Source organism: Microvirga makkahensis, from assembly GCF_009830105.1.
GTDB lineage: Bacteria > Pseudomonadota > Alphaproteobacteria > Rhizobiales > Beijerinckiaceae > Microvirga > Microvirga makkahensis.
The window spans coordinates 282,222-307,820 of sequence record NZ_WURB01000004.1 but is presented as its reverse complement, the minus strand read 5'-3'; the positions used below and the strand labels follow the sequence as shown (position 1 = coordinate 307,820).

Sequence of the window (25,599 nt, the reverse complement as noted above, 5' to 3'; positions counted from 1 at the left end):
CGGTTCCTGAGGAGGTCCAGTTCTGAAAGCGGCAGAGCATGGCTTGGCCGCGCCCCTTCCAGAACTGGACATTAAGTGGCATCATACCAGTCCGGTCTTCGATTTTCTCGAGAGCTCCCCTGCCCCATGAACACCCCCCTTTTCCTAGGCATCGACGGCGGCGGCACGAAATGCCGGGCGCGGCTGCGGGATTCGGCCGGAAACCTGCTGGGAGAAGGCGCAGGTGGTCCATCGAATCTCCGCCTGGATCCCGATCTGGTCTGGAACTCCATTCTGACCGCCTGTCGCGAGGCTCTGGGGCACGCCGGGCTTCCGGAAAGCGAGGTCAGAACCGTGCATGCCGGGATGGGAGCCGCCGGCGCTGGCCAGAAGAGCGCCGTCGAAAGGCTGCTCTCCCGCCCGCATCCTTTCGCCTCCTTCGCCATCGCCACGGATGCGCACACGGCTTGGCTTGGTGCCTTCAATGGCGGTGACGGCGCCATCCTCATCCTGGGCACAGGCTCCTGCGGCTATGGCGGAGCCGGCGGGCAATGCCGCTACGTGGGCGGCTGGGGCTTCGAGATCTCCGACGAGGGCAGCGGAGCCGCTATGGGGCGCGAGCTTCTGCGCCGCTGCGTCTGGGCGCATGACGGGCGGATTCCCTCCACGCCGCTCTCCGGTGCACTTCTGGCCGAGTTCGATAACGATTTGGAAGTGTTGGTCGACTGGATCGGCAACGCACGCCCTGGCGATTATGCGCGCTATGCGCCGCTCGTGCTCGAATATGCCAGCCGGCGCGATCCGCTCGGCATCGCGCTGGTCGAGGATTCCGCCGCGGGCGCCACACGCATCGCCATGCGCCTCCTGGAACTGGGGGCACCCGCCTTATGTCTGTTCGGCGGCCTGGCGGAGCCCCTGCGGCCATGGATGCCGCCGCCGGTCCAGCAGGCCATCGTGCCTCCCGCCGCAGATGCCCTTGACGGAGCCATCCTTCTCGGGCGGAGTGCCGCCTCGCGGAGGCAGCCATGAATGGCCAAGCAAACGCGATCCTGACCCTTCCCCTCGACGAGAGCAACCCGACCCCGCTCTATCTGCAGCTTCAGCAATCCATCGAGGACGCCGTTCGCAAAGGCTCCCTCAAGGCGGACGATGCGCTCCCCGGCGAGCGCGACCTTGCCAAGCAGTTCGGCATCTCGCGCGTCACCGTGCGCAAGGCCATCACCGGTCTGGTCAAGAAGGGCGTCCTCGTTCAACGCTGGGGATCCGGCACGTTCATCGCACCGCAGATGCGTCTGGAGCAGCCGCTCTCGCGCCTGTCGAGCTTCACCGACGACATGTCGGCGCGCGGTCTGCAATCGTCCGCCGTTCTGTTGAGCCGCTCGGCAGGACAAGCCTCGCCCGATGAGCTCATGGCGCTCGGCCTGTCGCCGGGCGAGACGGTGAGCCGAGTCAATCGCCTGCGGATGGCCAACGACATTCCCATGGCCATCGAACATGCGGTGCTCCCCTCCCGCTTTCTGCCTGATCCGAGCCTCGTGAAGCAGTCGCTCTATGCAGCACTGCACGAGCAGGGATGCATGCCGGTCCGTGCGCTGCAGAGACTGCACGCCGTGCTGCTGAACGAGGAACAGGCGTCCCTGCTTCACGTTGCACCCCAGAGCCCAGCCCTTTACATCGAGCGGCGTTCATTCACGGCGGCAGGCGAGGTTGTCGAGTTCACCTCGTCCTACTACCGGGGCGACGCCTATGATTTCGTGGCCGAGCTGTCCATTGCCCAGCCTGAGCGGATCCACCATGACGACTGACCTGACCTCCTCCACCATCACCGCCATGCTGAGCGAGGCTCGCGAGGCGCCGCAGGTAGTAGCGCGCCTGCTCGACGCCAATACACCTCTGTGCCGGGACGTCGGCGAGCGCCTTCGCGCATCGCCGCCGCCCTTCGCCGTCACTTGCGCCCGCGGCAGTTCGGACAACGCCGCGACCTTCGTCAAATACCTGCTCGAAATTCACTCCGGCCTCGTGACGGCCTCCGTCGGCCCGTCGGTGACATCGGTATACGAAGCACGCCCGCGCATGCGCGATGCGCTCTTTCTCGCCGTCTCGCAATCGGGCCGCAGTCCCGATATTCTGAACCTCGCGCAGGCCGGGCGGGACGACGGCGCGCTGACGGTCGCGCTCGTCAACGACACCTCGTCGCCGCTGGCCTCCACCTGCGAGGTCGTGCTGCCGCTCCATGCAGGCCCCGAGAGGAGCGTGGCCGCGACGAAATCCTTCATTGCGGCTCTCGCATCCGGTTTGCAGCTCGTCGCGCATTGGTCGCAGGACAAGGAGCTGCTCGCGGCGCTCGACAGCCTGCCGGACATTCTCGCCAAGGCAGCGGCCATCGACTGGTCGGCCGCGCTCCCCGAACTATCCCAGGCCGACAACCTCTTCGTCGTCGGACGCGGCGTCGGGTTTGCCGTCGCACAGGAGGCTGCCCTCAAGCTGAAGGAAACCTCTGGCGTTCACGCGGAAGCCATGAGCGCCGCCGAACTGATGCATGGCCCCTGGACCTTGGCGGGCGATCACTTCCCTATCCTGGTTCTGAGCCAGCGTGACGAGACTCTTGGCGGCGTGAACGATCTCGTCACGAAGCTCAACGAGCAGGGAGTTCCCGTCGTCGTGGCCGGTGCCGCCGAGGGGCCTGCAACCGTGATGCTCCCTTCGGTCGAGAACGTGCATCCCTACCTTGCTCCGATCGCCATGATTCAGAGTTTCTATCCTCTCGTGAATGCGATCGCTCTGGCGCGCGGCCGCAACCCGGACAATCCCCCGCGCCTTCGCAAAGTCACGGAGACGGTCTGATGCCTCTTGCCCTGACAGGCGCCCGCATCTTCGACGGAACCCATATGCTCGAAGGCCGCGCGGTCGTCGTCGAGAATGGCCGCATCATTGCCCTCCCGCAGGAACGCGACCTCGGCGCGGGCATCAAGCGGCGTGCGCTGGCGGGTCTGCTCGCACCCGGCTTCATCGACGTTCAGGTGAATGGCGGCGGCGGCATCATGTTCAACGATGCGCGCAACGTGGAGGGCCTCAGGACCATGGCCGCCGCGCATCGCAAGTATGGTACGACAGGCCTGCTTCCCACCTTCATCACCGATACACGCGGCAAAATGGCCGAAGCCGTCGAAGCCACGCGTGCCGCGCTTTCCATGCGCCTCCCGGGCATTCTCGGCATCCACGTCGAAGGCCCTTTCATCAATCCCGCGAGAAAAGGCGTGCACAATGCAGCCTTCATGCGGCCGATGGAGGAGGCGGACCTCGACATTTTGACCTCGCTGAAGGAGGGCCGCACTCTCGTGACCCTCGCACCTGAATGCAACAGCATGGAGTTCATCGCGAGATTGGCCGCGGCAGGCGTTCTCATCTGCGCCGGCCATACGGCGAGCGACTACGATACCATGATGGAAGCCTTCCGCTACGGCCTCAGGGGCTTCACGCATCTCTACAACGCCATGCCGCCCCTCGCCGGGCGGGAGCCCGGCCCCGTGGGAGCGGCCCTCGACAATCGCGACGCCTGGTGCGGGATCATTGTCGATGGGCACCATGTCAGCGACGCCTCGCTGCGTCTTGCCATTGCGGCCAAGGGGACGGAGCGCATGATGCTGGTGACGGATGCCATGGCCGTGACCGGCACTGACATGAGAACCTTCGACCTGCACGGCCGCACGATCTACCGCAAGGAAGGCAGGCTCTCCACGGAAGACGGGACGCTCGCGGGCTCGGATCTCGACATGGCGTGCGCCGTCCGCAACGGCGTGGAGCGTCTCGGCCTGGGTCTGCCGGACGTGCTGCGCATGGCCTCTCTCGTGCCTGCCGCATTCCTGAGGCTCGATCACGAGCTTGGACGCATCGCCCCCGGCTATCGCGCGGATCTCGTGCTGCTCGACGAAGGCCTCCATGTGCAGGACACCTGGATCGGCGGCGAGGCTTCGCCCTAAATAGCGGTGCCTTTCTCGTAAAAGACGAAGCTGCGATTTCGACCGGCAAACTCCCGCTCGTATGTGCGCGTGACGCGCCAGCCACGCCGCTCATAGAACCGCCGCGCGCCATGATTGTCACGGAAGCATTCCAGGCTTTTCGCACCTCGGGCTTCGGCCTCCTCGAGGAGTTGCGCGCCCCCACCTTGTCCGCTCCCGTCAGGATCCATGAACAGCATGTCGATATGGCCCTCGGTCATGAGCAGGAAACCGAGGACTTCATCCTGCTGCGCGGCAACCAGCATGCGCTTCCAGGAACCTGTGAAGCGCTCGGCAAAGTAAGCCGCATCGCGGCCTGCCAGAGCATCCGGCTCCAGGATCGTCGCGAAGGCGGCACGCTGGGAGCGCGCCGCGATCCGGGCGAGCAGGGGGATGTCCTCGATCCGCGCCTGGCGCACGATCACGGCTGGCCCCTCAGGCGCGGATCGAGCGTATCGCGCAGGGCATCCCCTAGGAGATTGAAGCCGAAGGAGAGGAAGAGGATTGCGAATCCGGCGAAGATCGCGCTCCAGGGAGAGAGCATGAGGAAGTTGCGGCCTTCCGATAGCATCAGTCCAAGGGACGGCGTCGGCGGCTGCGTGCCGAGACCGAGAAAGGAGAGAGACGCTTCCACCAGGATGGCGGCGGACAGAAGAAGGCTCGTCTGGACGAGGATGACCGATGCAAGGTTCGGCAGGATGTGCAGGAAGATGATGCGCCCATCGGAAGAGCCGATGGCGCGCGCGCCGGCCACGAATTCGCTCTCGCAGAGGACGAGCGCGGGTCCGCGCAGGAGCCTGGCGAAGACCGGCGTGTAGACGACTGCGATGGCGGCAGCCGCACTATAGGTATGCGGTCCGAGAACCGCGATGATGCCGATGGCGAGCAGCATGACTGGGAAAGCGAACAGCACGTCCATGATGCGCATGATGATGCGATCGAGCCAGCCGCGATAGAAGGCTGCGACGAGCCCGAGCGAACCGCCCGCCAAAAGAGCGACACCGACGGCGAGCACGCAGGCGATCAGCGACGTGCGATAACCGTAGAGAATGCGGGTGAGCACATCGCGGCCGAGCTGATCGGTTCCGAGCCAGTTGAGTTCGCTCGGTCCTCTCAGACGGCGCGCGACGCTCTGGGCCACCGGATCGTAGGGCGCGAGCAGAGGCGCTCCGATGGCGAGGATGAGCTGGATCGCCACGAGCAAAACGGCAAAGGTGAGGAGCTTGTTCTTCGCCAATGACTTCACGGCTCAAGCCCTCACGCGCGGGTCGACGAGGATGTAGAGGAAGTCGACCAGGAAGTTCACGAGCACGAAGCCCGCCGTCACCACTAGGATCGTTGCCTGGATCAACGGATAGTTGCGCTCGCCAATGGCTCCGAGGATCAGGCGTCCGAGACCCGGGATGGCGAAGACCTGCTCGACGACGATGGCGCCGCCGAGGAGATAGCCTGTCATGATGCCAACGGACGTGAGGAACGGGATGAGCGCGTTGCGCAGGGCGTGCTTGTAGACCACGCGCCGCTCCGGCAGGCCCTTGGCGCGCGCCGTGCGGATATAGTCCTGCCCCAGCGCGTCGAGCATGGCCGAGCGTACGAGGCGAGAAAGATTGGCGAGAATCGGCAGAGCGAGCGCGACCGACGGCAGCAGCATGCGCTGGAGATTGCCGAGCGGATCCTCCGAGAAGGGCACATAGCCGAGGGACGCGAAGCTCGGCGCCCACGCCGAAAGCAGGAGGATCATGACGATCCCGAGCCAGAACGACGGGATCGTGAGCCCCGCGATGGCACCGATGCGCATGGCAACATCGGCGGTGCCTCCGCGCGTTTGCGCCATAAGGCAGCCGACGGGAACGGCCAGAACCGCACCCATGGCGAGCGCGAGAGCGGTCAGCTCGAGCGTCGGCCAGACATGGACGAGAATCTCTGTCGCGACAGGACGTCCGGTCCAGAGCGAAGTTCCGAAATCGCCGCGCAGGGCGGACGCGGCCCAGAGCAGGTACTGCTCGACAATCGGACGATCGAGACCGACACGGCGGTTGAGTTCCGCCATGCGCTCCGGCGTGATCTCGGTATTGGCTCCCAGCATGATCGCCACCGCGTCGCCCGGAATCAGCCGGATCATCAGGAACACGATGATCGACACGCCGAAGAGCACGATGACGAGATCGATCAGGCGTGCGAGCAGAACGCGACTCATCGGGACAGGTCCTCCTGAAAAGAGTGCACCGGCGCAGCGAAGAACCGCGCCGGTGTCGGAAGCGGTCAGTAGGTCAGTAGGATGCGCTGCGCAGCATCATGAGTGATCGGTTCGGCATCACGTCATAGCCCTTGAGCTTGTCGTTCATGGCCGAGAACAGCGTGCCGTATGTCAGATGCGCGACCGGGCCCGTGCACGCGAGCTTCTTCTGCACCTGATCGTAGGCCTTCTTGCGCTCGGCCTGATCCGACAGGGTACGGGCCCTGTCGAGCAGGCCGTCGATCTCCGCATCCGAATACTTGAATACATTGGTCGAGCCACCCGTGCGGAAGGTGCGGTAGAAATACTCGTCCGGATCGGGTTGGCCCGCATTGATGGAGGCGAACATGTCGAAGTTGCTGTTGCGCCAATCCTGAATGAACTGGCCCTGCTCCTGGTTGATCAGCTCCACCTTGAAGCCTGCCTTGTTCAGCTGTTCCTGAACGACCTGGGCCACGTCCTTGATGTCCTGGCGCGGCAGGACCTTCATGGAAACGGCAACGGGCGTCTTCACGCCCGCCTCCTTCAGTAGAGCCTGCGCCTTCGCCGGATCGTGCGCATAGCAGCCGAACTCCTTCACGTCGAGCGCCCAAGACTTGAGGGCCGGCGAGAGAGGACCGCCGGGCACGCCTGCGCCGAAGAGCGCCGCATCGACGATCTCCTGTCGGTTGATGGCGTAGTTCACGGCCTCGCGCACCTTCGGGTTGTCGAAGGGGGGCTTCGACACGTTAAGCCCGATCAACGTGTAGGCGAGATCCATAGTCTCTGCGAGCTTCACGTTCGGCCGGCCCTTGAGCTGAAGAGCCGTCGCCGCGTCGATGTTCGGAAGAAGCGCGTACTGGCCGTTGGCCAGCCCCACCTGACGGGTGGCCGATTCAGGCACGATGGTGAACTTGAGCCCGGAGAGCTTCGGAAGTCCCTTGTCCCAGTAGGCTTCGTTCTTGGTCAGGAGGATATAGCCGTTCGGCTGCCATTCCTGAAACTTGAAGGGGCCGGTCCCCACAGGCGTTTTCTGGAGCGCGTCCTTGTTCGCCTCCATGGCGCGCGGCACGATGGCGATGCCGGACAATGAGCTGAGCAGCGCTGCGGACGGCTCCGTCAGCTTCAGCTCCACCGTCCGCGCGTCGATGGCATTGGTGCTCTCCACGGCGGAGAGGCGGCTCGCAAGGGGCGAGGCCATGTCCTTGCTCAGCAGGCGCCTCACGGATGCCACCACGTCCGTAGCCTCCATGGATGAGCCGTCGTGGAATTTCACGCCCGAGCGTAGCTTGAAGGTATAGGTCTTGCCGTCCTCCGAAACGGTCCAGGATTCGGCGAGGCCCGGGATGATCTTCAGATCCTTGTCGATGGCGGTGAGGCCCTCATAGATGTTGCCGTTGACCACCATGAAGCTCGGGAAGGCTGTGATGAGATGGGGATCGAGCCCGGTGGGACCGCTATCCGCTCCGATCTCCAGAACCTGGGCCGAGGCGGTCGTCAGCGCCACCACCATGAATCCCGCGCCGACCACGCCGCGCAGCATTGACCTGAACATGCGTCTTTTCTCCCTTGCAAGCCGCGCGAAATTTATAGAGCAGGTCCTCGGGCCTGTCATGATCCAATCTCATACCACTCTAGACCACTTGGGGTCCTGTGCTATGGTCCGCGAAACAGCCCGATTCCTGGAGGAACCGATGTCGCAACGCCCGCCCGTCAAAGCTATCGGCGTGATCAGCGGAACGTCCATGGACGGGATCGACGTCTCCATCGTCGAGACGGATGGCGAGGCTCTCGTGAAGCCTGGATCTGGGCGCACATTCTCCTACCCCGCCGGGCTGAGACGATCCCTGCAGGATCTGATCGCACAGCCGGAGCGCGCGCAAAGCGAACCGCTCGATGAGCTCGAGCGGGCGGTCACGCGAGCGCATATCGACGCCATCCGCCACTTCATGGAAGAGAACGGCATCTCTTCCGAGGAGGTGAGCCTCGTCGGCTTTCACGGCCAGACGGTTTATCACCGGCCGGAGATACGCTTCACGCGCCAGCTCGGCATCGGCGCCATGGTCGCGAAGGAGCTCGGAATCGACACGGTGTCCCGCTTCCGTCATGCGGATGTCGCCTCGGGCGGCGAGGGCGCGCCCTTCGTTCCGCTCTATCACCGCGCGCTCGCAAGCAGCCTGCCGCAGCCGATCATGATCCTCAATCTCGGCGGTGTCGGGAATGTCACCTATATCGACGGCGAGACGGTAATCGCCTTCGACACCGGACCGGCCAGTGCCCTGCTCGACGATTTCGTTTTGCGCCGCAGGGGTCTGAGTTTCGACGAGAACGGCAGGCTCGCCGCATCCGGTACGGTGAACGAGCCACTCGTCGCCGCCTTCATGAGCAATCCCTTCTTCGCGCGTCCAGCGCCCAAGGCCCTCGACCGGCAGGATTTCCACGCCCGGGCCGAAGGTGTCGAGGCTCTCTCGGACGAGGACGGCGCGGCGACGCTCGCGGCCTTCACCGTCGAATCCACAATCGCCGCGCTTCGCCATGTCCCGCGCGCGCCGCAGCGCTGGCTCGTCACCGGCGGTGGACGTCTCAACGCGCATTTCATGCGCCGGCTGCACGAGCGCCTCGGGGTTCCTGTCGATCCCGTGGAGGCCGTGGGATGGAACGGTGACTTCCTCGAAGCCCAGGCCTTCGGCTATCTCGCCGTCAGATCGACGCTCGGCCTGCCTCTCAGCCTTCCCACGACGACGGGCGTGCCGCATCCCATGCCCGGCGGCGAACTCCATCGCGCCGTCTAAGTCATGTCTCTCGACAAGATCATCGATCGAGCCTTCGCGCCTGCCTTCGCCGCTGTGGAGCGTCGCGACATTCCCGGCGCCATGCTCGGGATCGTCACAGCGGACGGGCAGCGCGACGTCCGCTGGAAAGGCCACGCGCAGATCGAGCCCCATGAGGAGAGCCTCTCCCGCGGGACATGGTTTGACCTCGCCTCGCTCACGAAAGTGATCTTCACAACCACAAGGATTCTGCACCTGGTCGAGGAAGGCCGCATCGCATTGGACGATCCGTTGATCACTGCGATTCCGGATCTGCGCCAGTACGACATGAGCGCCGCCGAGCGGCGGCTCACCTTCCGGCAATGCCTCGCGCATCAGACGCATCTGCCCGCCGTCGAGCCGCTCTACACTTATGGGCAGGATCCGAGCACGCTGCGCGCCTTCATCCTCCAGCGCGTCTGGCGGAGCGGCCCGCCGGTCTATTCCGATATCAACTTCATGCTGCTCGGCATCGCCATCGAGCGCATCACGGGACAGGCGCTGATCGATCAGCCGCTACCGGAGAGTCTTTCCTTCCGGCCCGTCCCGCGCCTATGCGCGGCGACGGAGCACTGCACGTGGCGGGAACGCGTGATCCGTGGCGAAGTGCATGACGAGAACGCCTTCGCGCTCGGCGGCGCTTCCGGCCACGCGGGCCTGTTCGGCACCATCGACGGCGTACTGGATTTCGCCCAGGGACTTCTCGATGGCTCGGCCCTCTCCGCTCCTTCGCTCGAGGTTGTCAGGACGCGCGAATCGGAGACGCGGACCGTCGGCTGGGAAGGTTCTTACCCCGGCTGGCACGGGGGCGATGTGTGCTCCCCCACGACCATCGGCCATACGGGCTTTACGGGCACGGGCCTCTGGATTGATTTCGAGCGGGGGCTCGCCTGGTCGCTCCTGACCAACAGGGTTCATCCATCCCGCCACAGGGACAGTGGAATCGTCGACCTGCGACGTGCAACGGGCGAGCGGGTCATCGCGTTGTTCGACGGCCGGACCCGGCCTTAAGGATGCCTGCAAAAAGGTGGTGACGCGGGCCTTTGGAGCTCCCACCTTCGATTGCTGGAGCCGCCAACTGGTCCTATATTGGTCTGGAAGAAAGTTGGCAGAATGGCGACAGAACATTTCAGCACCCGCTTCCTGGATCTCGACACCTGGACCAGCCTCGATGTCCTCTCGGCCTTCTACGAGGGGCAGCTCTCGGCGGTCGCCGCCGTAAGGTCGTCGCTCCCGGCCATCGCCGCTGCCGCCGAAGAAGCAACGATTCGCCTGCGCCGGGGCGGGCGTCTGGTCTATGTGGGCGCGGGCACCTCCGGCCGCATCGGGGTGCAGGACGGGACCGAACTGCCGCCCACCTTCAACTGGCCCGACGACAAGCTCGTCTATCTGATCGCCGGGGGCGATCGCGCGATCATGAGGGCGGTGGAGAATGCGGAGGATTCGGTGGAGGACGGCATCGCCGGCATCCGCGGCAACGATGTCGGGCCGGACGATGTGGTGATCGGCGTAGCGGCGAGCGGCCAGACTCCGTTCACCATTGCGGCCCTGAAGGAGGCGGCCTCGCGCGGCGCGCAGACCATCGGCATTTCCAACAATGCGGACGCGCCCCTCCTCGATGTCTGCTCCCATCCGATCCTCGCCGACACGGGCGAGGAGGTGATCGCAGGCTCGACCCGCATGAAGGCGGGCACGGCGCAGAAGGTCATCCTGAACCTGCTCTCCTCCCTCATCATGGTGCGCATGGGCCGCGTTTATCGCGGGCTCATGGTGAACATGCGCGCGACGAACGCGAAACTGCGCCGCCGCAGCGAGATCATGGTGCGCCAGATCACCGATTGCGACGAAGCCACCGCCGCCGATGCCATTCTTCAGGCCGGCGGCGACCTGAAGACGGCCGTTCTCATCGCCATGGGCGCCGAGGCGCAGGAGGCTCAAGAGGCGCTTGCGCGCAGCGGTGGCAATTTGCGCAAAGCCCTGGCAGACTTCTCGAAGAAGACATAAGACGCCGCGAAGGGCTGACGGCGGGAAGGGCTTGAAGAAGCGTCATGGCATTGGGGCTTGGCATCGACGCGGGCGGAACCGCGACGCGCTGGCGTCTGGCGGACGAACAGGGGCAATGCGTCGCGCAGGGGCATGCCGATCCGCTCACCGGCCACCTGTTCTCCGCCGCCGCGGAGGAGAGAGCCCGCCAGATCATCCTCGACATGGCCCAGGCGATCGTGCGTCACGGCAAGCCGCTCGGCATCATCGCCGGAGTCACGGGGCTCACCCGCGACACGCCGTCCGAGGCGAAAATGCGCGTCCTCTTCGCGGAAATCTTCGCGCTGCAACCGGACAAGGTCTTCGTCGCCGAGGACATGTGGATCGCGTACCTGTCCTATTTTGCGCTGGGAGAGGGGATCCTCGTCTACAGCGGCACGGGTTCCATCGGCTATTATCTGTCCGAGACCAAGGAGGTGATCCGGATCGGCGGCCGCGGCAACCTGATCGACGACGGCGGCTCCGGCTTCTGGATTGCCCGGGAGGCCCTCAAGACCATTCTGCGCAAGGAGGAGGAGAGCCCGGGCCAGGGTTGGGCCACGCCCCTCGGCCGATGCCTCGAAAGGGCGCTCGGCGGCACGGACTGGGACATCGTGCGCTCCTATGTCTATGGCGGCGACAGAGGCAAAATCGGCTTTCTCGCCAAGGTCGTCGGGGAGGCCGCAAGGGCGGACGACGGCACGGCTCTGCGCATCCTGCGGGAGGCCGGCGAGGAGCTGGCCCGCCTCGCCAACAGCCTGACCAAGCGCATCGGTCCCCGGCCCGTGGCGCTCGCGGGAGGCAGCTCGCGCCTCCATCCCATCGTTGCGGAATCCTTCCGGAACAACCTCGTCGTGCCGGTCGAATTCATCAGCACCGACCTGGATGCCGGCCTGACCGCCGCGAGGCTCGCCGCCACCTTGAACAAGGCATGACCGTGCCGGCAAGGCTTGCCTATTGCCCTCTCCTCGTTCAAGACTCCAAACTCCATTCGGACCGGGACCATTGTTGACGATGCAAGCTCTCTTCGTAGGCCAGACCTATATCGACGTGACCTTCCTGGCGGACGAACTCCCGACCGGAGACGACAAGACTGTCGCCCGGGACTACGCCATCTCCTTCGGCGGCAACGCCGTGACGGCCGCTTTCGCCTGCGCGAAGCTCGGCATCGCCCCGGACCTCCTCACCTCGATCGCCGACGATTGGCTGGGCCGCATGTTCATCGACATGGCCGCGAAATACGGCATTTCGGTCCACCACCGGAAGGTGAAGGAATCATCGCTCTCCTTCATCATGCCGCGCGGCGGCAAGCGCGCCATCGTGCGCTGCCGCGACGATCACTACCTCCATCCCGTGCCGCCGCTGAACCTGCAGAACTGCCGCGCGCTCCATCTCGACGGCCATCAGGCCGATGCGGCGATGCACTACGCCAAGGCCTGCCGCGAGGCCGGCATTCTCACCTCCCTCGACGGCGGCGGCCTGCGCTCCAACACCCATGAGCTTCTCGAATTCATCGATGTGGCCATCGTCGCCGAGCGCCTGTGCGAGCAGATGGATCTCAGTCCAAGTGCGATGCTGGCCTACCTGAAGGGGCGCGGCTGCAGGATCGGCGGCGTGACCATGGGCGAGCGCGGCATGCTCTGGTACGACGAGAGCGGCACGGAAAGCGTCCTTCCGGCGCTCGACGTTCCAAGCTCGCTGGTGGTGGACACCAACGGGGCGGGTGACATCTTCCACGGGGCCTACGTCTATTCCGCCATGGCGCGCCCCGAGCTTCCCTGGCGCGAGCATTTCATCCTCGCCCGCGCGGCCTCCGCCCATGCTATTCAGCATCTCGGCAACGAAGCGAGTCTGCCGAGTCTCAGCGACATCGCACACACTCAGGCGCGCTTTTCCGAGCGCAAGCTCGCGGCCTGAGAGCGACACCATCGCACTTCGTTCGTCATCACGGGGCTTGTCGCGGCCATCCCAATGCGAAGAGCGCACCCGCTTCCAAGGATCGGGATCACCGGCACAAGGCCGGTGATCCCGCGGAAGGGATGACGAAGGGAGCCCTTGGGACGAGAACATCAAAGCGTCAAAAGAAAAGGCGGCTTTTTAAGCCGCCTTCTTCTGGTAATCCTTTACATCCGAGAACCGGATCGATTTATAGCGATCCATCTCGTATTGCAGGTTGAAGGCATTCGCCGCCATGAACACCGGCGCCTCGTCGAGGTCGCGCGCCATTGATGACAGGTGGCTCTCGATGAACTTGTCGAGCTCCCTGGGATCGTCCGCCGTGATCCAGCGGCAGATCGAAAAGCGCGTCGGCTCGTAATCGATGGGCAGGCCGTATTCGGCGCCGAGACGCTCTTTCAGTACATCGAGCTGCAGCGCGCCGACGACGCCCACGATGGCGCCGGAACCGTCCTGCGGAACGAAGAGCTGGACGACCCCCTCCTCCGCCATCTGCTGCAGCGCCTCGCGCAGCTTCTTCGCCTTCATCGCGTCCTGCAGCTTGATGCGGCGCAGGATCTCCGGGGCGAAGCTCGGCACGCCGCGGAACACGATGTCCTCGCCCTCGGTGAGCGTATCGCCGATGCGCAGCGTGCCGTGATTGGGAATGCCCACCACGTCGCCCGCCCAGGCCTCGTCGGCGATGGCGCGGTCCTGCGCGAAGAAGAATTGCGGCGTGTTGAGGCTCATGGGCTTGCCCGTGCGCACGAGCTTCGCCTTCATGCCGCGCTGGAGCCTGCCTGAGCAGATTCGCATGAAGGCGATTCGGTCGCGATGGTTCGGATCCATGTTCGCCTGGATCTTGAAAACGAAGCCGGTCATGCGGCTCTCGCCGGCTTTCACGAGGCGCTTGTCAGCCTCCTGGCCGCGTGGCGGGGGGGCGTATTCGGCGAGGGCGTCGATGAGGTCGCGCACGCCGAAATTGCGCAAGGCGGAGCCGAAGAAGACCGGCGTGAGATGACCCTCGCGGAAGGCTTCGAGGTCGAACGGCCTACAGGCCTCCTGCGCCAGCATCACCTCCTCCTGCCATGCCTCCGCCTCTTCCGGGGGCAACAGGTTCAGGACCTTCGGATCGTCGGGGCCGGAGATCGGCGTCGGCTCGTCGTCCGTGTCGATGCGACGCACCACGTTGCGGCGCAGATCGAAGGTGCCCGCAAAGCTCCTGCCCTGGCTGATGGGCCAGGTCATGGGCGCCGTGTCGAGGGCCAGCGTCTTCTCGATCTCGTCGAGCAGGTCGAAGGGGCTGCGCGCCTCGCGGTCCATCTTGTTGATGAAGGTCACGATGGGGATGTCGCGCATGCGGCACACCTCGAAGAGCTTGCGCGTGCGCGCCTCGATGCCCTTCGCCGCGTCGATCACCATGATGGCCGAATCCACCGCCGTGAGCGTGCGGTAGGTGTCCTCCGAGAAGTCCTCGTGGCCCGGCGTGTCGAGGAGGTTGAAGACGCAACCGCCATACTCGAAGGTCATGACCGAGGTCACGACCGAGATGCCGCGCTCCTTTTCGATCCCCATCCAGTCGGAGCGGGTCGAGACGCGGTTCTTCTTGGCTTTCACCTCGCCCGCGAGCTGGATCGCGCCTCCGAAGAGCAGGAGCTTCTCGGTCAGCGTGGTCTTACCCGCGTCGGGGTGGGAGATGATGGCAAAGGTTCGGCGGCGGCCCACAGGGGCCGGAAGGTCGGTCATGGCTCTCAAGTACTTCAGGAAACGGTGGGGGGTCAGAACGCCGCAGCGCCCCGCCCTTTCGTGTCTGTCTTCTCACCCCATATGGGGGTTTCCCGTCAACAACGAAAGGAGGTGATCCAGTGTCTCATTGTCATACCCTACGGTCCCCGGTTGCCGTGACCTGGATCTTGGCCTCTGCCGAGATCGGTGTGTAACGCACATCAATAGGCCGGCTTTTTCAGCGGGCCGTGGAACCGACAATGGAAAGGCCGCCTCTTAGAGGCGGCCTTTCTTTTCTGACAAGCCTCCAAGGGGAAAGCCGGCGGATCCGCCGGCAGCGGCCCTGTGCCGGTGATCCCGATGCCTCTCCTCGTCGAGGTGGCCGGGACGAGCCGGGCCATGACGTGTCATGGACATGACGCGAGGCGCCCGCCGGATCACGCACTGAGCAGCTTGCCCGTGCGCTTGGCCGTGGTTCCGGCCACCTTGGCGAGGCGCGTTCCTTCCGTAACGAAACGCTGTGCGATCCGGGCGAAGACCAAACCGTCGCAGGGGGATGTCGCCTGGGTTACGGTGCCGCCATGGGGGTCCACGATATCCGCGATCACGTCGCCCGCCTTCACGCGGTCGCCGACCTGAGCCTGGAACACCACGATGCCGGTGGCCGGGGACGGGACCGGCTCGGACGCCGCGAGCGGCGTCGGCTGGCAGAGCGGGACGGGAACCTGAGGAGCCTCTCCCGCGATGGCGCCGCGCAGGGTCATGTAGGCGACGAGCGCCGCCGCGTCGCACCGGGCGAGCTCATGGCTCACGTCCCGTTCGCCGCGGAACTCGAGGGTCGTGGAATGGCAGCCGAAGGGGATCGGATGATCCTTGAAACGGTCCGCGAGCTCGGCCCAGGGCCGGCTGCAGGCCTCGTCGAAGGGATCGTCGCCGGATTCGTCCGCCAGGAGATAGGCCTGCGCCCGGATGAGCGCGGAGAGTGGCGCGAACTCGTCCGCCGAACGGGTATGCGTGTAGAGATGCTCCACCGCCTCGGCATCGCAATGCAGGTCGAGGACGATGTCCGCCTCGATGGCGAGGGTGAGCAGCGCCTTCTTCATCGCCTCGGCCGGGTTGCTCGTCCCCCAGGCGTCGAGTTCGGCGCGCAGGGCTTCACGGATCAGCCGGACATTCGCCTCCGGATCGGCGGAGAGCTTTCCCTCGATCCGCTCGGCCGCCTTGGGCACGAGATACGGATAGCCGCGGTTGAAGTTGAGGCCGTCGGCGAGATTGAAGCGCCCGATATGGTCGCCGAGGACACGCTGGGCGAGGCCGATGGGATTGGCGCTCGGCACGAGGATGATCTCGCCCCTGATCCTGCCCTCCGCCTCAAGGGCCGCGAGGCGTTCGCGCAGATGGTGGGCGGCGATCATGCCGGGGATCTCGTCCGCGTGGAGCGAGGCCTGCACATAGACGCGGGGGCGCGCGCCAGCCTCGCCGAAGCGGTGAACGGTGAGCGACAGGCTGGCACCGGGAGCGAGCGGCGAAAGGGCGATCTGTTCTGTTTTCATGACGGGAAACGGCGGCGGCCTGAGCGGGTTCTAGCGCATCGTGCGGACCCGAAGGGCCACGTCAGTGAAGAGCGGGTCCGGTTTTGCGAATCCCACGATACGCCGTCTATGAGAGGGACCGTGCCCAGGCATCGAGGCGGCCTGCGTCAGGCAACCCACCCCTGTGACTTGAACACGAAGCGGCCGGGATTCGTAACGATTGCGGCAAGCCCCTGCAAGGCCGGCTCCGGGTTCACGATCACGAAAACGGGTACCTTGCGCGCCCAGGCGTCATGGGGCGCCTTGCGGTCGAAAGCGTCCCGGAAACCGCCGCTCTGGAGAATATCCACCATGCGCGGCGCGATGCCGCCCGCGATGAACACGCCGCCGGAGGACTCGAAGGTCAGCGCCATGTCGCCCGCGTAGCGTCCGAGCCACCGTGCGAAGAGATCGAGCGCGGTCTGCGCCAGCTCGTCACCGTCGCGGGCGGCCGAGAGAACGTCGTTCGGCTTAGTATAGGGGCAATCGACGCGTCGGTGGGCGGCGATCGCCTTCGCGATGCGGAACAGGCCCGGCCCCGACAGCACCACCTCCGCCGAAACGCGCCCGCCGACCCGCTCCAGATGCGGCCAGAGCGCCGCCTCCTCGTCGGTGGAGGGACCGAACTCGATATGCCCCGCCTCGGTCGCCACAATGGCCAACCGATCCTCCACTGGGATCAGCGCCCCCGCTCCCAGACCCGTGCCCGGCCCGAGCACGACCCGCCCCCCTGTCGCCGAATGGCCGCTGCCGATCGGGGCGAGATCTCCCTTCTCCTCGCTCAGCACCGCCACGGAGGCGGCGACGGGCGTGTAATCGTTGACAAGGGTCACGCGCTCGAGCGCCAGCGCCGTGCCGATCTCCTCGGCATCGATCACCCATTGGGCATTGGTGAGGCGGATCGCGGGCGCGTCCACGCGGGTGGCCACGGCGAACATGGCCGAAAGGGGCGCCTCGCCCTGATAGCCCTGGAGGGCGATCCTGATGGCGCCGACCGGATCGGGCGTCTGCGCCGTCAGGGTGCGAGGCAGGAGATGCACGGGCTCTCCGGGGGCGGGCAGCACGGCAAAGCGTGCATTGGTGCCGCCGATGTCTCCGAGCAGAACAGGGAATGCGAACATCGAGAGAGCCTATCGTCCTTGTCTCACCCCGCCGGAGCGGCCACCCTTCAGAGCGCGTCTTCCCAGCTCCGGCTCAGGCGAACGGCGGAGTTGATGAGACCCACCATGGAGTAGGTCTGGGGAAAGTTGCCCCATAACTCGCCGGTCGTGAAGTCGGCGTCCTCGGAAAACAGGCCGAAGGAATTGCGCAGGCTCAGGATGTGCTCAAAGAGCTCCCTCGCCTCTTCCTTGCGCCCGATGGCGTTCAGGGCGTCCACGTACCAGAACCCGCAGATCATGAAAGCCGTGTGCATGCGCCCGAAATCGTCCTCCACATCATAACGCAGGAGAAGGTCGCCGCGGCGCAGGGTCTTGCCCACCGCATCCACGGTAGCGACGAAGCGCGGATCGTCCGGCTTCACGAAGTTGAGCTCGGAGAGCAGCAGCAGGGTCGCGTCGAGATGCTCTCCGCCGAAGGACGAGACGAAGGTGCCCGTCTGCGGATTGAAAGCCCTCTCGTCGATGATGCGGTGCATCCTGTCCGCATTCTCGCGCCAGAACGCAGCCCGGTCCTCGCGCTCCATGGCAACGGCGATCTTGGCGAGACGGTCGCAGGCCGCCCAGCACATCACGCTCGGAAACGTATGCACGGCCGCCTTGGTGCGCAGCTCCCAGGGCCCGGCATCGGGCTGATCGAACACCTGGATGGCGCGGTGACCGAGCTTCTCCAGATGCGAGAACAGGGCGCGGTTGCCGACCGGGCGGATCATGCGCTTGTCGAGGAAGGCGTGCACGGAGGCCAGGACGATGCTGCCATAGGCATCGTTCTGAATCTGCGTATAGGCCGCGTTGCCCACGCGCACCGGCCCCATGCCCCGGTAGCCCGCCAGGGCCGTGGCCTCGCGCTCCTCCAGATACGGGGAGCGCGTGATGCTGAACAGGGGCGGCATGTCCTTCTGGTCGGGAATGGCGTCCATGTCGTCGACGATGTTGGTGATATAGGTGAGATACTCCTCCATCGTCTTGGTGGTGCCCAGCCGGTTGAGGGCCTGAATGACGAAATAGGCATCGCGCAGCCAGCAATAGCGATAGTCCCAGTTGCGCTGCGTGTGCGGCGCCTCCGGCACCGACGTGGTGAGTGCGGCCACGATGGCGCCCGTCTCCTCGAAGTTGCAGAGTTTGAGCGTAATGGCGGCCCGGATCACCGCCTCCTGCCAATCGAACGGGATGGAAAGAGAGCGCACCCAATCACGCCAGAAGCCGATGGTGCTGTCCAGAAACTCGCGGGCGGTGGTGTCGGCCTCGGAGCGAAGCGGCTCGTCCTCGCCGAAGAAGAAGGAGATGGGCCGCTCCACCACGAACGGTCTTTCCTCGTGCACATAGGACACGGGCGCGTCCGTGGTGAGCCGCAAGGAGGAATGCGGCCCCACGAACCGCAGATGATTGCTGCCGCGGGTCGTGCCGGGGGCGCAACTGCCCCATTCGAAATGCGGCCGCAACCGCATGCGGATGCGCGGGCGCCCCTTGAGGGGCGTGACGCGGCGGATCAGCATGGGCGGTCGGAAGATGCGGTCGAAGTGCTTGAAGCGCGGTGCGAAATCCGTGATCTCGATGATGTTTCCAAAGGAATCCGTCATTCGCGAGACGAGGACGGCCGTGTTCGGAATGTAGCTCTGCTCGCAGCTGACCATGCCGACCATGTCGATCGCGAAGATGCCTTTCTGCTCCGCATCCGTTTGCCCTTCGGGACAATCGAGCAGTGCGGAGAAGACGGGGTCGCCATCGAACCGGGGAAAGCAGCTCCAGACGATCTGCGCCCGACGATCCACCAGGGCCGAAATCATGCAATTGCCGATGACGGCGAGATCCAGCGAACTCATCTGTTCAATCACCCACGTTGAAAGGAAGAGACCCATCCGATGCCCATCTGGACAGGCAATGTCGCAGATCGGCCGGCGTTCTCAAGCGAACCTTGGCAATTGTCTCGCCTGCCCCGATGCGGACGGACAGGCCACCCAGGGCGTTCACCGTCCTGAACCCGTTTTCGTCGGTCAGGTCGTCCCCGACGAAGATCGGGCGGCGGCCCTTGTAGGGCGCGGAGTGCATGAACCGCTCGATGACCTTTCCCTTGCCGGCGGCGGAAGGAAGGATTTCCGCCACCGACTTGCCGTGCTGCAGGCGGTACTCGCTGCCCAAAGCCTCCACCGCGGCATGGGCCGTCGCCAGGGCGAATTCCTTTTCCTGGGGCGCGAGGCGCCAGTGAAGAGCCACCGAACAGCCCTTGTCCTCGACCAGAACGCCGGCCTTCTCGGCAACCACTTCCTGCAAACGGCCGATCATCCGGCGCAGCTCAGGGTGCTCTTCCGGATCGCAGAGGTGCAGGTTGCCGGCAATGCGCTGCTCGAGGCCGTGCAGCCCCGCCATGTCGAACCGGTGAGGCTGAAGCTGGCGGTCGAGGAAGGCCACGGGCCGTCCGCTGACGATGGCGAGCGCGCCGCCGAGCCCCTCCTCGAGGCGCAGGAGAATATCGGGCAGAGCGGGATCCACCACGACGGCGTCGGGGCGCTCCACAATGTCCACCAGCGTTCCATCGAAATCGAGGAAAAGGGCGTAAGCCTCCTCCATGCCGGAAAGCCCAATGGAGTGATCATGCATTGGCGGCGGCCCGGTTTCTGCCAGCAGTGATCAAGCGCCGAATTCTCTGCCGCTTGCGCAGGCGTGAGGCAGCAAGCAGCATCTGCCCTGCCCAGCGATACACATTACGCTCTTTCACCTGGTCGCGCATCAGGCGCATCCGCTCGCGCTGTTCGGCCGGAGGCATCGTGAGCGCGCGATTGATAGCTTGGCCCATGGCATGAGCGTTGTAGGGATTCACGATCAGGGCTTCCGACAGCTCGCGCGAAGCGCCCGCGAAGGCCGAAAGGATCAGAACGCCTTCCTCGTCATCCCGAGCCGCCACGAATTCCTTGGCCACGAGATTCATGCCGTCGTGCAGGCTCGACACGATGCAGAGGTCAGCCGCCCTGAACAGCTCGAAGACCTCGTCGGGCTCATGATGCCGGATGAGAAGCTTGATGGGCTCGTATCCCTCGCTGCCATGGCGCTCGTTGATCTCACGCGCCAGGGCTTCGGCCTCCTCCTGCAGCTGCCGGTAATTCGCGAGCTTGCTGCGGGTCGGGGCCGCCACCTGAACGAAGGAGAAATTGCCGTGCCATTCAGGATGTTCGTTCAGCAGCGCGTCGATGGCCTGCATCCGGTCGAGGATGCCCTTCGTGTAGTCGAACCGCTCGATGCCGACGCCGATCCGCATGTCCAAGGGCAGCCCGAGCCGCTCGCGCACGGAGCGACGGCATTCCTCGACGGGCTGCTGGCCTTCCAGGGCCGTCGGCGGCCACTCGATGGAAATGGGATAGGGGCGGATCTGCGTTTCCTCGCCGCCGAACGTGACCGTGTCCGTTTCCCGGTTGATGCGGCTTTCCACATAGGAATCCACTGCGTCCAGGAAGTTGTTGCAATGGGCCTGGGTGTGGAAGCCGAGAATCGACGAGCCGAGCAGACCGTCGATGATCTCCTCCCGCCAGGGGCAGATGCCGAAGGTTTCCGCATTGGGCCAGGGAATGTGCCAGAACGTGACGATGGTCGCCTGGGGAAGCCTGTTGCGGATCATGCGCGGCAGGAGCGCGAAATGATAATCCTGCACCAGAATGATCGGGTCCTCGCGCTTGGCCTCCGCGACGATGGCGTCCGCGAATTTCTCGTTGACGGAGCGGTAGTACTGCCAGTCCTGCTCACGGAAGATCGGCCGCACGAAAGCGATGTGGCAGAGCGGCCAGAGCCCCTCGTTGGCGGCGCCGTAGTAGTAGCCGTCCTGCTCCTCGTCCGTCAGCCAGACGCGGCGGAGCGTATAGGACGGGTTGGCCGGGGGGACCGGCACGCGGTCGTTCGCATCCACCGTCTCGCGGTCCGCCGTTCCGCTGCCATGCGCGACCCAGGTGCCGCCGCAGGCGCGCACCACAGGCTCGAGAGCGGAGACGAGCCCGCTCGCGGGAATCTGCAGGGAGATGCCGCCGTTCTCCGCCCGGTTATGGATGTAAGGCTCCCGGTTCGAGACCACGATCACCTCGGAGCCCGACAGCTCGTTGGACAGGGCCGCCCGCAAGGTATCCGGGTTCCAGTCCGTATGGGCCGCATCGATGGTGCGCCGCGAGGATTCCAGCTCCTGGAGGACGTCCCGGATCTCCTGGCCGAGAGGAATGATGTTCTCCTGCTCCGGCGGACCCGCGGCGCCCGCGCGGGCGCTCTCCAGCGCCTGCCGGATGGATGCCAGCCATCGGCGCATGATGAACGCCGCGATCAGGGCCGCGAGGGTGGACGCTCCGAAGGCGACGCCGGCAAGAGCCAGGAAGAGATAGTTGCGGGCTTCCCCTCCCCGGCGGGCCGCATAGCTTAGATCATGCAGCACCACGAGATGCCCCTCCCGCCCGGATACGGCCAGCGGGAACGCACTCACCAGAATGTCGCGGCCCTCGCTGCTGATCGTGGAGAAGCTCACGGCCTCGCCCCTGGCGGCCTGGGCGCAGGAGAACGAGGGCGGCATGTTGCGCGTCGGCGCGCGCAGGCTCGCCCCATCGCAATAGCCGATGGCGAGAACCCGCTCGTCGGAGGCGATTCTCTCGAAGAAGCTGGCAAGCCTTGCCGCGTCTCCGCTCGCCAGGAGACCCGCGACCTGGTCGCGAGCGGAGTTGAAGACCAGATGAGATCGCAGTTCCACATCCCGCCGTGCCCATTGTTCGACGAAGGATGTGGCGAACGGGAGAACGGCCAGGATGACGATGGCCGCGACAAGCAACGCAATACCGCCGAAGCGAAAAATAATCCTCAAACCTCTGCTTCCTCACGATCCTCGAGACAATTCGGAGGGCTGAAGCCGCAACAGCCGAAAAGCTCGGTGTACTGCTTCTGTCCGGGGCTGCCGTGGGGGACCGCCCGTCCCTGTTATGGGCTTTTCTCCGGAACTTTCCAGGTTTGGCCTCAGACTGGACTCGCAGGCAATAAAAAACCGCACATGGCTGGGGGCCATGTGCGGTCCGAAAGGCAACCCTTAGGGGTCTCAATGCTCGCGGAAAGCGCGGGCGATCTGGTCCTTCATGGGCTTGAAGAAGTACTCGAACGGAGTGCGCTCGTTGACCTCGATGAAGACCTCGGCCTGCATGCCAGCGATGAGGTGAAGACCCTCAAGGCGCTTGATCTCCTCCTGCGGCAGCTCCACGCGGATCGTGTAGTAGGTCATGCCCGTCTGCTGGTCGCGGGACACGTCCGCCGAGATCCGGCTGACCTTGCCGTGCAGATCGGGCATCATGCGCGCGTTCGAAGCGTGCACTTTCACCGTGGCCTTCTGTCCCAGCTTCACCTGGTCGATGTCGTTGGGCAGGACCTTGGCCTCGAGCTCGAGCTTGTCGTTCGTGGGAACGATGAGCATCACCGGCTCGGCCGGGGAGATGACGCCGCCGATGGTGTGGACGTTCAGCTGATGCACGTAACCGTCGCTGGGCGCGCGGATGTCGATGCGCTTCAGCTGGTCCTCGGCCGCCACACGCCGCTCCGTGTACTCGGCGATCTTGCTCTGGATTTCGCGCAGTTCCTGCATCGCCTCCGCACGCATCTCCTCGTCGATCTGGATAATCTGGAACGAGGTTTCCGCGATGCGGCTTTCCGCCTGGGCCACGGCGGCAATAAGCTGGCCGCGCTGACCCTCGATACTGGCGGCATCGCGCTCGAGCGCGTTCAGGCGCGGGAGCTGCACGAGGTTCTTCTCGTAGAGCTCGCGAACGCCCTTGAGCTCTTCCTTGATCAGCTCGGCCTCGCGGGCTTTCGCCTTCTGCTGCGCCTTCAGACCCGCGATCTCGTCCTGCGACTGGGCGATGCGCTTCCTGAGCTGGTCCTTCTGGGCTTCCCGAGAGGCGCGGCGCGCCAGGAAGAGCGTGCGTTCCGAGGACATGATCTTCTGAACGGCGGGATCAGCGGAGCGGGCAGCGAATTCGGGCGGCGTCTTGACCTCGTCGGCACCATCCCGCTCAGCCTCCAGGCGCGCCTGACGCCCGATATACTCGTCGAGCTGCTTGGCCACGACCTGCAGGTTGGCGCGCGTCAGGGTGTCGTCCAGGCGGATCAGGAGATCGCCGGCCTCGACGCGGTCGCCGTCCTGCACCTTCAGCTCCCCGACGATGCCGCCGGTGGAATGCTGGATCTTCTTGACGCTGCTGTCGACCACGAACTGACCGCCGGCCACGACGGCGCCCGACAGGGTCGAGGTTGCCGCCCAGAGACCGATCGTGCCGGCGAACAGGGCGATCATCGCCAGGCCCGCGACACCGGACCGGCGCAGAACCTTCTCGTGCAACGAAGGCTTCTGGGGCTTCTGCATGACAATCATTTAACCAACCTCCCGCAGGCTGCCGGCCTGCGCCTGCGCCGGCTGCGCCCGTACCGTGGGGGCCTGTGCCGGAGCCGTATTGCGTTTCATCACGCCCTGCAGGACCTCGTCCCGCGGGCCGATGGCCCTGATCCGCCCCTCTTCCATGATAGCGACCTGATCGACCTGTCCCAGGGCGGCCGGGCGGTGGGTGATGACGATGACGATGCCGCCGCGCTGCCGGACGGAGAGGATCGCCTGGTTCAGCGCTTCGTCCCCCGCGCCGTCGAGGCTGGCGTTCGGCTCGTCGAGCACCACCAGGAACGGATCGCCGTAGAGAGCCCGGGCCAGGGCGACACGCTGGCGCTGGCCGCCCGACAGGGAGGCGCCGCTTTCGCCGATGCGCGTGTCGTATCCGTCCGGCAGGCCCAGGATCAGTTCATGGGCGCCCGCCGTCTTCGCCGCGGCGATGACGTCCTCCGGATTGGGGTTCGGATGGAAGCGCGAGATGTTCTCGGCCACCGTGCCCTCGAAGAGTTCCACGTCCTGCGGCAGATACCCGATGTGACGCCCGAGGCTGTCGGGCTCCCACTGGTCGAGGGCGGCGCCGTCGAGTCGGATCTCGCCGCGGAGGGTCGGCCACACGCCGACCAGAGCACGGGCCAGCGTCGACTTGCCGGAGGCGCTCGGACCGATCAGGCCTAGGCCTTGGCCTGCCTGGAGGCGCAGGGTGGCAGCCTGTACGATCGGGAACTGCGCACCCGGCGCGGAAACGTAAACCTCCTCCACGGACACGACCTGCTTCGGGGCCGGCAGCGGCATGCGCTGGCCCTGCGGCGGAACGAGGGTCATGATGTGCTGAAGACGGCGATAGGCCTGCCGGGAGGCGGTGAAGCCTTTCCAGTGCGCCACGGCGATTTCGATGGGAGCGAGAGCCCGCGACATCAGGATCGACCCGGCGATCATCAGACCGCCCGTCATCTGTCCCTCGATCACCAGGAGGGCGCCGAGACCCAGGATGCCCGATTGCAGGACCATCCGGAACACCTTGGCGAAGGCGCTGATGCCCGCTGAGGATTCGCTGACCGCGAGACCGTCGTTGACATGGCGGACATGGACCTGGTCATAGCGCTTGCCGAGATAACCCAGCATGCCGAGCGCGCGGATCGCCTCCGCGTTGCGGCGACTGGTTTCCGCCATGGCGTGACGCTCGGCGCCGCTCTTCGTCACCTCGTAGGACGGCTCCTTGCTCTTGACGTCCGTGTAGATGGTCAGAATGATGATGCACACGCCGCCGATCACGGACATGACGCCGATCCAGGGATGGATCATGAAGCAGCCAATCAGGAAGATCGGCATGAAGGGCATGTCGAAGAGAGCCGTAGGGCCCAGGCCCGACAGGAAGCCGCGGATCGTGTCCACGTCCCGGATCGGCTGCATGCTCTCGGACGTCTTGGCGCCCTTCAGGGGCATGGTGGCGACCAGATCGAACACACGGGGCGCGAGGATCTCGTCGAAGCGGGCGCCGATGCGGGCCAGCATCCTGCCGCGGAGCATGTCGAGACCGCCGGAGAGGGCATAGGCCGCCAGCGCGAGCAGCGAGAGGCCGACGAGGGTCGGGATGCTCCGGCTCGACAGCACGCGATCATAGACCTGGAGCATGTAGACCGAGCCGGTCAGGGCCAGGATGTTTACGACCGCCGAGAAAACGGCCACGTTCGTGAAGGACGGCAAGCACGCTTTCAGAGCGTCCTGAACCTCTGTGCTCTCTTCCCGATTCTTCGATGATTGCTTCATTATCTTCTTTCCATCGATGGTCCGGATTCCCGGCA

General features: G+C 65.2%; 21 protein-coding genes. 9 read left to right on the top strand and 12 right to left on the bottom strand.

Annotated features, from left to right (window positions below; all coding sequences use genetic code 11):
• Positions 1–126: 126 nt before the first annotated feature.
• Genes GR328_RS08005 through nagA form a run of 4 tightly spaced genes read left to right on the top strand, consistent with a single transcriptional unit; the run spans position 127 to position 3,959 of the window.
• Entirely contained in the window at positions 127–1,008 is an 882-nt protein-coding gene (locus tag GR328_RS08005) for a glucosamine kinase nucleotide-binding domain-containing protein (RefSeq protein ID WP_160883994.1), read from the top strand.
• Positions 1,005–1,784 carry a GntR family transcriptional regulator gene (locus GR328_RS08000; RefSeq protein WP_160883993.1) on the top strand — a complete coding sequence of 260 codons (780 nt, stop codon included), beginning with the start codon at positions 1,005–1,007 and terminating at the stop codon, positions 1,782–1,784. The genes GR328_RS08005 and GR328_RS08000 overlap by 4 nt, the downstream gene beginning before the upstream one ends.
• Entirely contained in the window at positions 1,774–2,823 is a 1,050-nt protein-coding gene (locus tag GR328_RS07995) for an SIS domain-containing protein (protein ID WP_160883992.1), read from the top strand. Before GR328_RS08000 ends, GR328_RS07995 begins: the two co-directional genes overlap by 11 nt.
• Entirely contained in the window at positions 2,823–3,959 is a 1,137-nt protein-coding gene (gene nagA, locus GR328_RS07990) for an N-acetylglucosamine-6-phosphate deacetylase (protein ID WP_160883991.1), read from the top strand. The genes GR328_RS07995 and nagA overlap by 1 nt, the downstream gene beginning before the upstream one ends.
• On the opposite strand, the gene GR328_RS27225 is transcribed toward nagA, so the two are convergent.
• From GR328_RS27225 to GR328_RS07970, 4 genes are all read right to left on the bottom strand, one after another.
• Positions 3,956–4,402, bottom strand: a complete 447-nt coding sequence (locus tag GR328_RS27225) for a GNAT family N-acetyltransferase (RefSeq protein WP_160883990.1) — start codon at positions 4,400–4,402, stop codon at positions 3,956–3,958. The genes nagA and GR328_RS27225 overlap by 4 nt on opposite strands.
• On the bottom strand, positions 4,399–5,223 hold the full coding sequence (locus GR328_RS07980) for an ABC transporter permease subunit (protein WP_160883989.1): 825 nt from the start codon (positions 5,221–5,223) through the stop codon (positions 4,399–4,401). The genes GR328_RS27225 and GR328_RS07980 overlap by 4 nt, the downstream gene beginning before the upstream one ends.
• A gap of 3 nt (positions 5,224–5,226) precedes the next feature.
• Positions 5,227–6,174: an ABC transporter permease gene (locus GR328_RS07975; protein ID WP_160883988.1), complete on the bottom strand. Its 948-nt coding sequence runs from the start codon at positions 6,172–6,174 to the stop codon at positions 5,227–5,229.
• A 73-nt stretch (positions 6,175–6,247) separates the two neighbouring features.
• Positions 6,248–7,747 carry an ABC transporter substrate-binding protein gene (locus GR328_RS07970; RefSeq protein WP_160883987.1) on the bottom strand — a complete coding sequence of 500 codons (1,500 nt, stop codon included), beginning with the start codon at positions 7,745–7,747 and terminating at the stop codon, positions 6,248–6,250.
• Between the two features lie 139 nt (positions 7,748–7,886).
• Between GR328_RS07970 and GR328_RS07965 the strand changes: the two genes are divergently transcribed.
• The 5 genes from GR328_RS07965 (at position 7,887) to GR328_RS07945 (ending at position 12,941) form a co-directional block, all read left to right on the top strand.
• On the top strand, positions 7,887–8,984 hold the full coding sequence (locus GR328_RS07965) for an anhydro-N-acetylmuramic acid kinase (protein ID WP_160883986.1): 1,098 nt from the start codon (positions 7,887–7,889) through the stop codon (positions 8,982–8,984).
• A gap of 3 nt (positions 8,985–8,987) precedes the next feature.
• Positions 8,988–10,013, top strand: a complete 1,026-nt coding sequence (locus tag GR328_RS07960; protein ID WP_160883985.1) for a serine hydrolase domain-containing protein — start codon at positions 8,988–8,990, stop codon at positions 10,011–10,013.
• Positions 10,014–10,115: 102 nt separating this feature from the next.
• Entirely contained in the window at positions 10,116–11,006 is an 891-nt protein-coding gene (locus GR328_RS07955) for an N-acetylmuramic acid 6-phosphate etherase (RefSeq protein WP_160883984.1), read from the top strand.
• 44 nt (positions 11,007–11,050) lie between these two features.
• Positions 11,051–11,959 (top strand): N-acetylglucosamine kinase, encoded by a 909-nt coding sequence (locus tag GR328_RS07950; protein WP_160883983.1) that lies wholly within the window; start codon positions 11,051–11,053, stop codon positions 11,957–11,959.
• A 79-nt stretch (positions 11,960–12,038) separates the two neighbouring features.
• A complete protein-coding gene (locus tag GR328_RS07945; RefSeq protein ID WP_160883982.1) occupies positions 12,039–12,941 on the top strand; it encodes a sugar kinase in 903 nt (300 codons plus the stop codon).
• Between the two features lie 180 nt (positions 12,942–13,121).
• On the opposite strand, the gene GR328_RS07940 is transcribed toward GR328_RS07945, so the two are convergent.
• The 8 genes from GR328_RS07940 to GR328_RS07905 all read right to left on the bottom strand — a co-directional run bounded on the left by GR328_RS07940 (position 13,122) and on the right by GR328_RS07905 (position 25,564).
• Positions 13,122–14,705, bottom strand: coding sequence for a peptide chain release factor 3 (locus GR328_RS07940; protein ID WP_160883981.1), 1,584 nt, complete (start codon positions 14,703–14,705; stop codon positions 13,122–13,124).
• Between the two features lie 416 nt (positions 14,706–15,121).
• Positions 15,122–16,237 carry a M14 family metallopeptidase gene (locus GR328_RS07935; RefSeq protein WP_160883980.1) on the bottom strand — a complete coding sequence of 372 codons (1,116 nt, stop codon included), beginning with the start codon at positions 16,235–16,237 and terminating at the stop codon, positions 15,122–15,124.
• Between the two features lie 146 nt (positions 16,238–16,383).
• Positions 16,384–17,319: a glucokinase gene (locus tag GR328_RS07930; RefSeq protein ID WP_425487026.1), complete on the bottom strand. Its 936-nt coding sequence runs from the start codon at positions 17,317–17,319 to the stop codon at positions 16,384–16,386.
• Between the two features lie 104 nt (positions 17,320–17,423).
• Positions 17,424–19,235 (bottom strand): glycoside hydrolase family 15 protein, encoded by a 1,812-nt coding sequence (locus GR328_RS07925; protein WP_160883978.1) that lies wholly within the window; start codon positions 19,233–19,235, stop codon positions 17,424–17,426.
• Between the two features lie 4 nt (positions 19,236–19,239).
• Positions 19,240–20,010 carry a trehalose-phosphatase gene (otsB, locus tag GR328_RS07920; RefSeq protein ID WP_246215750.1) on the bottom strand — a complete coding sequence of 257 codons (771 nt, stop codon included), beginning with the start codon at positions 20,008–20,010 and terminating at the stop codon, positions 19,240–19,242.
• Complete coding sequence (locus GR328_RS07915; RefSeq protein ID WP_160883977.1) at positions 20,003–22,237, bottom strand: alpha,alpha-trehalose-phosphate synthase (UDP-forming); 2,235 nt, start codon at positions 22,235–22,237, stop codon at positions 20,003–20,005. Before GR328_RS07915 ends, otsB begins: the two co-directional genes overlap by 8 nt.
• 228 nt (positions 22,238–22,465) lie before the next feature.
• A complete protein-coding gene (locus GR328_RS07910; protein WP_160883976.1) occupies positions 22,466–23,788 on the bottom strand; it encodes an HlyD family type I secretion periplasmic adaptor subunit in 1,323 nt (440 codons plus the stop codon).
• On the bottom strand, positions 23,789–25,564 hold the full coding sequence (locus GR328_RS07905; protein WP_160883975.1) for a type I secretion system permease/ATPase: 1,776 nt from the start codon (positions 25,562–25,564) through the stop codon (positions 23,789–23,791). It lies immediately after the preceding gene.
• Between the last annotated feature and the right edge of the window lie 35 nt (positions 25,565–25,599).